Genomic DNA, 13,187 nt, shown 5'->3' with positions numbered 1-13,187 from the left:
GAATTCTCCGTCCATAATGACTCAGCCTCGAAAACCAGAGACACTCTTTGAAGTCCCATCGACCCCCAGCACCCGCTTCCAATCTGCGAATCGCTGGACGGTTGATTCCGGAGAGGAGTATGTCGTCATCGAGGAAATGGAGTCCTTCGAACCCTTCTTTCTCAACATTGTTGGCTCCGGCGACCAATGGCTGTTCTGCAGCAGTGATGGCGCTCTAACAGCCGGGCGCGAATCGGCCGAGACCGCCCTCTTTCCCTACGAAACCGTGGACAAGATCATGGGCAACTGGAACATCACCGGTCCATGGACGGCAATCGTTTCAGATGGGGTTCTGTGGAATCCCTTCCGCCCTTCCATCGCCCTTCTCACCCCCACTCGTCGCCGCCTGATGAAGAGCCTTCTCGGCGACGAGGTCGTCTTCGACGAGCGCCACGAGGAGCTGGCACTGCGCTTTACCTATCGTTGGCAGTTCTCAAAGAAATACGGCTTTGTGCGCCGGGCAAAGCTTAGCAATGACGGCAGTGAAAGCCGCTCACTGCGCCTCGTGGATGGTTTGCAAAATCTCTTGCCCGCGGGCGTGGGCACCCGAATGCAGCAGGAATACAGCTGCCTGGCCGATGCATACAAAGTCAGCGAACTGGAGTGCGGCAACACCCTGATGGTGCATCGCCTGGCTGCGGGAATCACCGACGAGCCAATCCCTTTGGAAAACATGCGTGCAACGACCGTCTGGCACCACGGTCTGGATGATGGAACCGTCTATACGGCCCGACGCGATGCGGAAGACTTCCTCAGGGGAAACAATCCGGTTGCACCCAAAAACATCCGGGCCAAACGGGGCGCATTCTTCCCAGCCCGCGAGCTCACCCTCGCGCCCGGAGAATCGATCGAATGGCTGATGGTTGCGGAGATCGAACAAAGCCAGAGCGAAGTTGCGGAGCTGAAGCTTCAACTTGCCAACCCGGCCCAGTTGGTCGATGAAGTGATGGCCGATGTGGCCAAAGGACGGGAGCAACTCCGCCAATTGGTGGCATCCGCAGACGGCTTCCAGCACACCGCGGATCGTGATACCGCCCTTTATCACTATCACAATGCCCTCAGTAATATCATGCGGGGCGGTGTTCCTGAAAACGGCTACCACTTCCGCCGTGACCAATTCATTACCCACCTGACGATTCACAATCGCCCGCTTTGCAATCAGTTCGAACGTTTCCTCCAGAGCCTGCCCGAAGACCTCAGTCGGCGGGAACTGTTAGAGAAAGTCAAAACACAGGACAACAGCGACCTCCTTCGTCTAACAGAAGAGTATCTCCCCCTCATCGTCAGCCGTCGCCATGGAGACCCCAGCCGTCCTTGGAACCGCTTTTTCATCCGGGTCGAAGACGAGGCGGGTCATCCCGTCCACCACTACGAAGGCAACTGGCGCGATATTTTTCAGAACTGGGAAGCCCTCGCGCTCAGCTACCCCGACTTCGTCGGCAGCTTTATCTCCAAGTTTCTCAACGCCTCAACCATTGATGGCAACAATCCCTATCGGGTCACCTCCGAAGGGATCGACTGGGAGGCCCCCGACAAAGACGACCCCTGGGCCTCCATCGGCTACTGGGGCGACCACCAGATCGTCTACCTCCTGAAACTCCTCGAGCTGGACGTCAAGATTCACCCCAATGCCATCGCCAGTCGCCTGAACCACAGCGGCTACGTCTATACCGATGTCCCCTATCGACTCAAAGGCTGGGAAGACACTCTCGCTGATCCCCGCGATACCGTGGAATTCGATCGGGAACGCCACGACACCCTCATGAGCCGCAAGGCAGAGGTCGGGGCGGACGGACTTCTTCTGCGCGATCAATCGGGGAACATTATCAAAGTCACTCTTGCTGAGAAACTTCTTCTCCCTGCTGCCGTCAAGCTCGCCAACCTCATTCCGGGAGGTGGGATCTGGATGAATACCCAGCGTCCCGAGTGGAACGATGCCAACAATGCACTCGCTGGCTGCGGACTTTCCATGGTCACCGCCAGCTACCTCTACCGCTACCTGTCCTTTCTCCGTCGCAAGGTCCAGAAGCACGACAGCAACTCACTTTCCCTGACACCAGCACTTACCGAATTCATCGCAGAATTGTCGGACCACTTTTCTAACGAACGTTGGAAACAAGCCGAAGCACTCAATCCAGAGGAGCGCTTCGCACTCGCCAAGACCTCAGGACTTTCGGTAGAGAAGTACCGGACCACGGTCTATCAGGACGGCCCCGGGAAGCCCGCCACGGTCCCCTGTCAGGACGTCCTCGACTTCCTCGCCAACGCTCTCTCAGCACTCCGTAGCACGCTGATGCAGAACCGCCGGGCGGATGGACTCTGGCACTCCTACAACATCCTGGCCATTGCACGCGATCAAGACGCCTTCACCATCGAGCGGCTCTCGGTCATGTTGGAAGGACAAGTCGCGATCCTTAGCTCGGGGCTCTTGAGCCCGTCAGAATCCCTGACTCTCCTCGAACTTCTGCCCGAGAGCGCTCTCCGCTCGCAGCGCCACCCGACTTATCTACTCTATCCCGATGCCGAGATTCCCAGCTTTTTGGAATGCAACCAAGTCTCCCCACAAAAGGCGCTGGCGATTCCTTTGCTTGCCCGAATGCTCCATGCCCAGGACTTCCGACTGCTCGTCCCCGACCCCGTGTGCGGCTTTCGATTCCACGACTCCCTCACCAATGGCTATGCCTTGGCCAAGGTGTTCAAGAATTTGGAAAAGGACGACGAGTTCGCCCCTCTCGTCTCCGCCGATCGCTCCAAGGTGGAGGAACTCTATGAAGAGACTTTCAACCATCGCTCCTTTACCGGTCGAAGCGGCAGAATGTTTGGCTACGAGGGATTGGGATGCGTCTATTGGCACATGGTCTCCAAGTTAATGGTCGCAGCGCAGGAAACCGCGCTAAAGGCTGCCCAAGAGGAAGTCGAAGACGACCTCCGCGCCCGCCTGACCCAGAGCTACTACCAAATCCAAAGCGGTCTGGGCTTCCGCCAATCCGCCGAAGGATATGGAGCCTTCCCCTCGGAACCCTACTCGCACAGCCCGGGTCACGCCGGAGCACAACAGCCTGGCCTAACAGGTCAGGTGAAGGAGGGTATCCTCGCGCGCTTTGGCGAACTAGGGGTCAACTTCAAGGAAGGATGCTTGCACTTCCGGCCCCACCTGTTGCGGGCTGCCGAGTTCGCCGGGTTACCATCCGGCCCCAGCCACGACGAGCTTCCCGCGGACACCCTCTCCTTCACCCTGGCCCAAACCACGATCGTCTATCACCGCCGTGAGGACCTCAATCGGTCCCATGCCGTAGTTCACCTCAAAGACGGTTGCGAACTCCAGCTGCCAGATGCCATTCTTGATCAGGAGCTCACTCGTGAACTCACGCGGCAAACCGGCCGAATCGACAGGGTCGAAGTCCATCTCCCCGCGGAGTGGCTCGTCTCCTGAGTCTCCCTCTTCCCTTAGAAAAACCCCATGTCCACCAAACCCCACCGACTGCCAGTTCAGGAAAAGATCGGCTACGGCCTCGGCGATACCGCCTCGAATATCTTCTTCTTTGGCGTCAACGCGTGGATTTTTTTCTACTATACCGAGATTTGCAAAATCCACCCCACCACCGTGGGCACACTTCTCCTGCTTCCCCGCTTCTGGGATGCCATCAGCGATCCCCTGATGGGTGCCCTGGCCGACCGCACGCGCACCCGGCATGGCACCTACCGGCCCTACCTTTTGTGGCTCGCCATCCCCTTCGGCATCTGTGGCTACCTGACCTTTGCCAACCCGCAGTTCAGTGAGGGCGGCAAGCTCATCTACGCCTACATCACCTACATCGCGCTGATGTCGGCTTACACCGCCATCAACGTCCCCTATTCCGCGTTGATGGGCGTCATGACCTCGTCCTCCAGCGAGAGGACCTCTCTTTCCACCTACCGCTTCGTAGGTGCATTCTCCGGCCAGCTCATCATCTCCATGACCTTCCTCCCCATGGTGATGGCTTTGGGTGGAGGTGATAAAGGTGTCGGCTTCCCCCGTGCGATGGGATTGCTGGCCGTGGTGGCAACCCTGATGTTTCTCGCCACCTTTGCAACCACCCGCGAGCGGATCAAACCCCAGGTCCGCAAGAACAACGACCTGCGAGGGGATCTCGGCTCCCTCTTTCGGAACACCCCATGGATCATCATGGTGGTGGCGGCAATCCTCACCCTTTCCAGCGCTGCAGTGCGTTGGACCATCACCCCCCAATACCTCAAATATTACTTCGGGGTGGGGGACGAAAAGTTCTTCCTTTTCCTCGATAAAATCAGCTTTGTCCAGACCACCGGTTCCATCGCCTTCATTGCAGGCGTGTTCTTTACCGGAATGCTCACCAGGCGATTCGGCAAGCGCAATAGCCTGATGGCCCTCACCCTAATCAACGGAGTTCTCGTTGTTGGCCTTTTCCTCATTCCCAGGGATGGATACATGACCCTGGTTGTCTTGAATATTATCGGGAACTTCCTCGCTGGCCCGACCCCCGCCCTCGTCTGGTCCATCTACACCGATGTCGCTGACTACGGAGAATGGAAGTCCGGGCGGCGCGTGACCGGGCTCGCCTTTTCAGCCGCCATGTTCTCCCAGAAACTGGGCATCACCATCGGCGGTAGCCTATGCGGCTGGATTCTGGGCGGCGTGGGATTCGTGCCTGATCAACCGCCCAGTGAGGAGGTGCTCTCCAGCTTCCGCGTCATTGCAACCGTCCTTCCCGGATCATTGGCCATCGCCAACGGGATCGTGCTGATTTGGTATAAACTGACTGAAGAACAGATGGTCGTGGTCGAGCGGGAACTCGCCGAACAGCGAAAATCATCCAGCGCGGAGTAATCCGCACCGGCGACTATGACCGCGTCGAACTCTACCCCTCGCGAGGTGGAGCGACTGTCTTGCCGGACTTCAGCTGGCCGGAAATGTAGACGTGCTGTTTGCCATGGAAACGACGGCGCAGCCGGGCGGCCAAACGCTCGGCCCCCGTATTGCCGATCTCGCGGAACGGAATCTGAATCGTCGTCAGTGCCAGATTCTGGCCCGGGCCTTCAATTCCATCGAACCCCGTAACCGACACATCCTCTGGCACCGAGAAGCCACGGGCCTGCAAGCCCGCTACCACATCGTAGGCCTGGTGGTCCGCCACGCAAATCCAGGCGGTCACTCCATCGCGTGTGCGCTTGGCCACTTCCTCCAAACTCTCTTCCAGCTCCATCGTCGCGCGAGGGAACATCCCAATAACATCCTGGGGAGGCACCTCAATCTTCAACCGGGCCATTTTCTCGACAAAAGCACTATAGCGGCGGAAGGACCAACTCGCTGCCACTGGATACTCTTTGGTATAGAATCCTATACGACGATGGCCCGCTTCGAGAAGATGATCCACTGCCGTCGAGATTCCATTGTAATGATCCACATCCACACAATCGATAGAACTGTGCTCCAACTGATCAACCAAAGAGACGAGTGGAAACCGCAGGGCCAATTCATCAATTACGGTGGCGGGAAATGGGTAAATTAGTAATACCCCGCTGGCCTGACGCTTCATCAGACCTTCAATTTTTTGAAAAGCCGGATCGTCCAAGCTCGTCACCTCGGGCGGAATCAAATTCACATCGACCCGAATGTCGTGAGTCTGCGCAAACTCCGAAACTCCGGCCAAAATCTGCTCCCCGGGGCTCTGGTATCCACCACGGAAATACTCTTCCGTATCACTGCAGATGAGCACGCTAAAGTTGGTCTTGCGCTTGGCTTTCTTCTTCGACGAAGGCACGCGCGTTTCCATATGGGTATATCCAATCTCGGCCGCGACCTGAAAGACTTTGGCCCGAGTCACCGGACTAATACCCGCGTGATTTGTAAAACATCTGGAGACAGTAGCTCGCGATATTCCCAATCGATCAGCAATGGCTTGTTGATTAACTTCTATCATTATTCTCGATCCACTTGACTTGATTTCACGCTTACAACGGACACAAACGATAACCCATATGGGAAAAAGACGTTTAAGAGTCGATTTCTTTTTCGAAGTTCCAAAAGTGCGTCCAATGTTCCCCGTTGAAAATAGGTAATTTGAAATTTGAAATTTTGCCTCTTTTCACTCATGAGTAGCGGATGAATTCGACGAACATCCTACTTGGCTCGACCGGCTTCCTGCTGGTGGTGGCTCTGCTTTTCTCGATAACCAAGATGAATCAAGGGAAAAATGAGGATCCCGGACAAATTGCGGCCCTCATGCGTGAGGTCGAGCGCCTGGAAGCCGAGCAGGCCCAGCTGAAGCAGAAGGCGCCTTCCAGCCTCATTTTCACCACTTCACCCTACCAACCTGCCCCCGTGGAGGTGAAAAGCGACGACACTGCCAAGACTCTGGCCTCCATCCAGGAGGAAATGAGCAGAATGCGCGTCGATATGGAAAACGCCCGTCCCGCCGCAGAAGAGATGGTGTTGACTGAACTTGACGAGGTGGAAGACGAACTTCTCGAGGAAGAACTCGAGGAAGAACTCGCGGAAGAAGCCGACCCCTATGCCGAACGACGGGCCCGCATGATCCGCAACGCCCTCCTGCAAGCCACCGTGCAAGGTTGGGATCCGGAATACTGGACTATCTCCCTCGATCCGGCCGCCCGCGCCAACTTCAATGTCGGCGACGAGCTCGCCGTGCGCCGCAACGATGGCATCCTGTGCACCTTCGTCGTAAGCAGCCAGGTTGGCTCGCAATACATCGCCGACCTGAAATCCAATCTTGCCACTGGCGCACCGGAGATCGTGCCAGGGGACGAGCTCATTATCCCGCCAGCCTACGACGGCCAGCTGGACTAACCCCTCGGGCCGGAACATCCGCAGCGCTGCGGAACCGAGCCCCCAACCGACGACGGAGCCTTTCCCCGGAAAGGTTCTCCGCTCTCTACAACCTTGATTCCTATCTCCACCATGTCCACTCCCAGCCTGATCGTGACCCATCCGGGTGCGGCCCACAAAGACGAGTTTCTCGCCTGTGCCTTCCTCATCACCCAATACGCGGTCCCCATTGCCCGTCGCGAACCCACCCAATCCGATTTGGCCCACACGGACACGATTGTCGTGGATGTGGGGGGCTCCCACGACCCGGCCCTCCTCAACTTCGATCACCATCAGTTCCCCGCCGACCACCCTCCCATCTGCGCGCTCTCGCTAGTCCTGCAGTATCTCGACCTTTACGATGATGCCCGGAAGTTTTGCGATTGGTTGGAACCGGCCGAACACTTCGACACCCGCGGCCCTGTCGAGACTGCCAAGTGGCTGGGAGTCTCGCGCGAGAGCTTGGCCAAGCTGAACTCACCCATCGACGGCACCGTGCTGCGTGCCTTTGCCCGCGAGCAATTGCTCCATCCCGGCGATCTCCTGTGGGAACTGATGCACAATATCGGTCAGGACACTCTCACCTATCTCAGCAAACTGCGCGGACGTCTGGAGGACATCGCCCACCATAGCCAATGGCTGGATTTGCCGGACGGGCACAAGGCTTTGTTCATCCCCCGTACCGACCCCGCCCCCACCGACCCGTCCCTCGGCGTGGGACGGTTTATCGAGGATCATGAGTTCGCCGACCGCACGGTGGCAACCCTCTACCCGGATCGCCGTGGAACTGGCTATGCCCTCTCCCGCTTCAACGATTCCGCCCGACTCGACTTTACCCGCATTGGAGAAGAGGAAGACGTGCACTTCGCGCACAACCGTGGCTTCGTCGCCAAGACTTCCGCGACCGATCCCGAGCGATTGTCCCAATTGTTGACACAATCATTTGTGCAAGAATAAGAGGGGGCCGGACGTGTTCTCTTGCAAACCGCATGAGCCTGAAATCCTACCCACCTCTTTTCGCCCTCGCCCTATTCTGCCAGCCCTTGACCGGGGAGGATCTTCTTTCCACAGGCCAGGAACAGTTCCAAACCCATTGCTCGGCCTGCCACCAGCCGGATCAAATGCTGGTCGGCCCCTCCATGATTGAGATTGCCGGCCTCTATCGCGAGGACCTGCCAGGCTTTCTCAAGTGGTGCAACGAACCGGGAAAGAAGCGCCCGAACGCTGTCGAGATGCCCGCCATGTCGCACGTCGGTGACGAAAACCTCAAGGCCGTGCACGCCTATCTCCTGAAGGCGACTGAAGGGAAGAAGGAAAAAGCCGTGCCGAAAGGGAAGAAGTACGACTTCTACCCATCAATCGCGACGCGCCCTATCGTGCAACGCTTTTTCATGCCGGATTCCTCCCCCGCTTCCATCGCGGTGGCCTTGCCTGGCGGGAATGACGACCTCAACTTTTGCTACGACACCGCTCAATGCCGTCTCCGCTATGTTTGGAAGAATCCGGACTTTCTCGTCGGTTGGTATTATTGGCAAAGCAATGGGAACGCCAAGGTGAACCTGAAAGGGGAAGTCATCTACCGCGAAGAGGAGCCTCCTTTCACCGTCTCCGGAACCGAACAAGAATCCGAACCCAAATTCCTGGGCTACACCCTCGACTCCTCCGGCATCCCCACTTTCCGCTATCAATGGAACGGGGCCACCATTGCTGAACGCATCGTGGTCAGTCCCGATGGCGACAGCTTGGAGCGTCACTTCAAGACCGAGTCCGCCAACAAACTTGAGCCCGCGCCGAACGATCAGAACACTGTCCAAAGCACGCAAGCAGACGAGCTCGTCATCGACCTCAAATGGTAATTCACCTCCCCTATTCTATCCGCATGAAAACTTTACTCCCTTTCCTCGCCCTTCTGCCACTTCAAGCAGAGCCTCTTTTTGAAATCACCAAGCACCCCAATCCTGTCGCCATCGACCCTCAGATTGGAGGCCTCACCATCCTGCCGGACGGACGCGTTGCCGCCGCCTTTCACCGGGGAGAAATTCTCTTCTACGATCCTTCTAGTAGTTCCTGGACCGAATTTGCGCGCGGACTGCACGAACCCCTGGGCCTCATCCTGGACGGTGACGACTTTCTCGTGATGCAACGTCCCGAGTTGACCCGCATCAGCGACACTGATGGAGACGGCCTCGCGGATAGCTACCTCACTGTCAGCGCTGACTTTGGCATGACGGGGAACTACCATGAATTCTCCTTTGGCCCTGCCAAAGGCCCCGATGGAAGTTACTACGTCGGCCTCAACGTGGCCTCCAACGGAGCCGGCATCCGAGAGGAGATCCGCGGCCAGTGGTCCGAGATCGGCGACCTCAATCAGGAGCAAATGACCAATCCGTCCAAGGAGCAGTGGACCAAGATCAAGGGCAGCGCCGGTCGCATGTATTCCCGCGTGCCCTATCGGGGCTGGATCCTCAAGATTTCTCCCGACGGCACAACCACCCCCTTCGCCAGCGGTTTTCGCTCTCCGGACGGGCTCGGCTTTGATGCCGGAGGCAAACTCCTCGTGACCGACAACCAGGGCGACTGGCGCGGGACCTCACCTCTTTACACGGTCGAGGAAGGCAAGCACTACGGTCACCCCGCCGCACTGGTGTGGAGACAGGACTGGGATGGACGCGACCCCCTCAAGGTCCCGGTCGAAGAACTAGACGCCCTGCGCACCCCCGCGAGCGGGCTCATGCCGCAGGGCGAGCTCGCCAACTCCCCCAGCCAACCCCTCCTCATCCCCGACAGCTGGGGACCGTATGCCGGACAAATCCTGATTGGAGACATGAACCAGAAGCAACTCGTACGCTATCTGGCGGACGAGGTGAACGGCTTCCACCAAGGCGCCACTTTACCCTTCATTGCCAATCATCCCAAACTTGGAAACGGCAACCACCGCTTTGCCTTTGATCAAGATGGCACCCTCTGGGTCGGCAAAACCCACCTCAGTTGGGCTGGTGCGGAAGGACTCCTCAGCATCAAGGCTCCACCCGCGGACATCTTCACCGTCACCTCCTGCAAACTTGGTAAAGAAGGCGATCACCAGACCTTTACCCTCACCTTCAGCCAAGCTCTCGCCGATGACCCCGAGTCCCCCGCCATCAAGCGCTGGCGCTATCATTACCACGCCAAGTATGGGTCCGACAAAGTGGATACTACCAATGTCCCGGTCCGTGGACACCACCTGAGCCCCGATGGCAAAACCCTGACTCTCACCCTCGATGTGGCCAAAGGGTATTTGCACGAGTTGGACCTAACAGGCCTCCGCAGCAAAACCGATCAAGAGATCGAAGGAAGCCGCCTCTACTATCAGGCGGTGGAAGTTCCCGAGTAAGGAGACAAACCAATCTGGCCTGCTATTCTCAAAGGAAAGAAAGGCCGGAACCTTCCCGCCTTTCTCCCACCAAGTCCACGGCTCTATCCTTGGACTTGGTTTCGCGCTTTCTGAGGCGCTTCTACTCCAGCAACAACTTCGCGATCTGCACCGCGTTGAGAGCCGCTCCCTTCTTGACCTGATCGCCGACGACCCAGAGGGCAAGGGCGTTGGGAAGAACTTGATCCATCCGCATCCGGCCCACCAGGCAGTCGTCTTTGCCCGAGGTATCGAGCGGAGTGGGATAGAGCCCTGTTGAGGGATCGTCACACAACTGCACCCCGGGAGTCGCCTCCCCATAGACAGCCTGAGCCGCTTCCACCGTAACAGGCTTCTCGAATTGAGCCGAGATGGAAACGGAGTGCGAGCGATGAACCGGCACGCGCACGCAAGTGCAAGTGACGTTCAGCTCGGGTAGCCCCAGAATCTTGCGCGACTCATTGAGCATCTTTTGCTCCTCTTTCGTATATCCTCCTTCGAGGAACACATCGACCTGCGGAATCACATTGGAAGCAATTTGGTGGGGGTAGACCTCTTTCTTGATCTCGCCACCATTGGCCAAAGCCTGAATCTGGGAATCCAACTCAACGATGCCCGCCGCCCCGGAGCCTGAAACAGCCTGATAGGATGAGGCGATGATCGACTTGAGCCCAAAGGCCCGGTGCAAAGGCGCCAAGGCCATGAGGGAGATGATGGTCGTGCAATTCGGATTCGCAATGATTCCCTTTGGAGTCGTCTTGGCAGCCTCGGGATTGATCTCCGGCACTACCAATGGGACCTCGGGATCCATCCGGAATGCGGAAGAATTATCGATGACGATCGCTCCAGCAGCCGCAGCGTGAGGGGCAAATTCCAGTGAAATCGATCCTCCCGCGGAAAAGAGGGCAATGTCCACCCCCTCGAAGGCATCAGCAGTCAGCTCCTTGACTACCAACTCCTTACCCTGAAATTCGACCACCTTACCGGCGGAACGCGCGGAGGCGAGGAGTGTCAGCTGGGAATAGGGCACCTTCTGCTCGGCAAGGCAGTTGAGCATTTCGATGCCGACCGCGCCAGTTGCACCGGCGATAGCGATGTGGGGTGGTTGCTTCATTGGGAAAAGAGGGCGAACCATACTGAAAGTTGACGCCGATGCAACCATAGGGAATCAACTACCGCTGAATCACCGGGCCCTGTCCGGAGGGGGTACGGCAACTGCTTGTTCACAAGCTAGCAATGGCGATTTCGAGGCATCAGAATTACAGTCAGAGAAAATCGACAAACCGCTTGCGTTGGGACGCTAAAAAAGTAATGTCTGCCTCGCCTAACCACCTCAGAACTTTCCGAAGTGGTTTATTGTCAAGATTTACATACAAATCATGAAGAAAACACTGATCCTTCTCTCTGTCCTCGCTGGTCTCGCCTCCGTCAGCTGCTGCTGCGGTAGCAAGCCAGCTCCCGTTGGCGGCCCGACTTACGTCGCACCCGTCAAATAACTCCAAGTCTCTGGCGAGGCAGGACTGTCCGGTCGCGCCAAGGTGAAACCAATAAACATCAAATAACGAATATGAAAGTTGCAAAGATTGTTGCTGTTCTCGCTGCTCTTGCCGGCCTTACCCTCACTTCTTGCGGAAGCAAGCCTGAGCCAATGGCTCCTGCTCCCGTCCCAAGTGTGACCATCGGCAAGTAAACTGTCGAAAATTAAGTGAATTGTTTCGAGCTGGAGCCTTGCAAAAGGCTCCAGCTTGTTTTTTGATATTGCTAGTCTACGCCGGAGGGCGCAAAACTGAACACACCACAATGAAATTACTTCTTCAAATGACAATGGCGGTTGCAGTAGCAGCTGGTGCGATGAGCCTCACTTCTTGCAGCAATGGATGCTGCACTGGAGAAGATCCTGTCCCGGGCTTGCGTCCTCTTCCGACCTTCGACACTCCGGCTCCCGTAGTCGACTATTCGAAGTAGGTTTCTGACAATCTCTTTACCGAAGAAGGCCGCGACGAGTTCGTGGCCTTTTTTGTGCCCGCATGTCTGACTTGATGCAGAACCTATCTTCCATGCGTTTTCTTCATTTCCTTTCCGACCAAGTGGAGTTAGTCTGTCTGTTAGCTTATGGATAAAAAACTGATCCTCTATCTCATCATTCTCGCCGGGTTGGTCACCGCCACTGTGAAGTCCGTGCAATCTTCCAAGGAAGTCGACACCGCTTTGACCACCAACGAAATCGAGTTGTTGGAAGACACCGGCCATTTCGACCTGGACCCCAACGAAAACGTTCTCATCCCCCTTTACGAAGAGGGAACCCAACTCAGCCCCGAAGAGCTGGCCAATGGCGAGGAGCCTTCCGCCGAACTCGCTGCGGCCTACGAGAAATTCCTGGGAACAGGCAAAAAAGGCAGCCCTATCCTGACTTTTGCCCTCTTCATCGTAACGGGCGTTTTCACCGGCTTTCTGATCGTGAGCTATATTCTACCCAACGTGGTCCAGCGCGCTTCGGAGGAAGTCTACGGTTCGACCCAAAAGGTTGGAGGCCCCAGCGCGCTCACCCGGGCGCAAGCCGCAGTTGCCCAAGGCGAATGGGAACAGGCGATCGAACTCTATCAGGAAGCCGCGACCGAGGAGCCCGACAACCGGCTGCCCTGGGTGGAAATCGCCATGCTGCAACGCGAACGACTCGAGAATCCCCATGCAGCTCTCCTGACCTTGGAACAGGCTCTCGCGCGGGGTGGCTGGCGCGAAAACGACGAGGCCTTTTTCCTTTTCCGCAAAATCGAAATCTTCGAGAACGACCTCAATGAGCACGATCAAGCGATTACCCTGCTACGCGATGTCATCGATCGATTCCCTCAAACCCGCCACTCTGCCAATGCCATGCACAAACTGCATGAGCTAGGCGAGTCGTGAAGTTCGGTT

Annotated in this window: 11 protein-coding genes; 9 read left to right on the top strand and 2 right to left on the bottom strand. The window is 57.1% G+C overall.

Translation table 11 applies throughout. From position 1 onward, the window contains the following. Positions 1-16 precede the first annotated feature (16 nt). Both IE099_RS14815 and IE099_RS14810 read left to right on the top strand, forming a co-directional pair. Positions 17-3,472 carry a hypothetical protein gene (locus tag IE099_RS14815; protein WP_189571363.1) on the top strand — a complete coding sequence of 1,152 codons (3,456 nt, stop codon included), beginning with the start codon at positions 17-19 and terminating at the stop codon, positions 3,470-3,472. A 27-nt stretch (positions 3,473-3,499) separates the two neighbouring features. Further along, entirely contained in the window at positions 3,500-4,885 is a 1,386-nt protein-coding gene (locus IE099_RS14810; protein WP_189571360.1) for an MFS transporter, read from the top strand. Between the two features lie 31 nt (positions 4,886-4,916). Here the strand turns inward: IE099_RS14810 and IE099_RS14805 are convergent, their stop codons facing one another. Beyond that, the gene (locus IE099_RS14805) at positions 4,917-5,978 is read right to left on the bottom strand and encodes a LacI family DNA-binding transcriptional regulator (protein ID WP_189571357.1); all 1,062 of its coding nucleotides are present in this window, start codon (positions 5,976-5,978) and stop codon (positions 4,917-4,919) included. Between the two features lie 182 nt (positions 5,979-6,160). Between IE099_RS14805 and IE099_RS14800 the strand changes: the two genes are divergently transcribed. From IE099_RS14800 to IE099_RS14785, 4 genes are all read left to right on the top strand, one after another. After that, positions 6,161-6,865, top strand: coding sequence for a hypothetical protein (locus IE099_RS14800; RefSeq protein WP_189571354.1), 705 nt, complete (start codon positions 6,161-6,163; stop codon positions 6,863-6,865). Between the two features lie 93 nt (positions 6,866-6,958). Next, positions 6,959-7,840, top strand: a complete 882-nt coding sequence (locus IE099_RS14795) for an MYG1 family protein (RefSeq protein WP_229809536.1) — start codon at positions 6,959-6,961, stop codon at positions 7,838-7,840. 32 nt (positions 7,841-7,872) lie between these two features. Next, a complete protein-coding gene (locus IE099_RS14790; protein ID WP_189571351.1) occupies positions 7,873-8,739 on the top strand; it encodes a c-type cytochrome in 867 nt (288 codons plus the stop codon). Between the two features lie 23 nt (positions 8,740-8,762). Beyond that, positions 8,763-10,256 carry a DUF7133 domain-containing protein gene (locus IE099_RS14785; RefSeq protein WP_189571348.1) on the top strand — a complete coding sequence of 498 codons (1,494 nt, stop codon included), beginning with the start codon at positions 8,763-8,765 and terminating at the stop codon, positions 10,254-10,256. Between the two features lie 121 nt (positions 10,257-10,377). Here the strand turns inward: IE099_RS14785 and IE099_RS14780 are convergent, their stop codons facing one another. Further along, positions 10,378-11,388, bottom strand: coding sequence for an aspartate-semialdehyde dehydrogenase (locus IE099_RS14780; RefSeq protein ID WP_189571345.1), 1,011 nt, complete (start codon positions 11,386-11,388; stop codon positions 10,378-10,380). A 453-nt stretch (positions 11,389-11,841) separates the two neighbouring features. Between IE099_RS14780 and IE099_RS21025 the strand changes: the two genes are divergently transcribed. From IE099_RS21025 to IE099_RS14770, 3 genes are all read left to right on the top strand, one after another. Then, positions 11,842-11,964, top strand: a complete 123-nt coding sequence (locus IE099_RS21025; RefSeq protein ID WP_268244926.1) for a hypothetical protein — start codon at positions 11,842-11,844, stop codon at positions 11,962-11,964. A 110-nt stretch (positions 11,965-12,074) separates the two neighbouring features. Then, positions 12,075-12,239: a hypothetical protein gene (locus IE099_RS14775; RefSeq protein ID WP_189571343.1), complete on the top strand. Its 165-nt coding sequence runs from the start codon at positions 12,075-12,077 to the stop codon at positions 12,237-12,239. Between the two features lie 147 nt (positions 12,240-12,386). Further along, the gene (locus tag IE099_RS14770; RefSeq protein WP_189571340.1) at positions 12,387-13,178 is read left to right on the top strand and encodes a tetratricopeptide repeat protein; all 792 of its coding nucleotides are present in this window, start codon (positions 12,387-12,389) and stop codon (positions 13,176-13,178) included. Positions 13,179-13,187: the final 9 nt, after the last annotated feature.

This window comes from Roseibacillus persicicus (assembly GCF_014651675.1).
Taxonomy (GTDB): Bacteria; Verrucomicrobiota; Verrucomicrobiia; order Verrucomicrobiales; family Akkermansiaceae; genus Roseibacillus; species Roseibacillus persicicus.
Note: the sequence above shows the minus strand (reverse complement) of the source record. Positions and strands in the feature narration are given on the sequence as shown.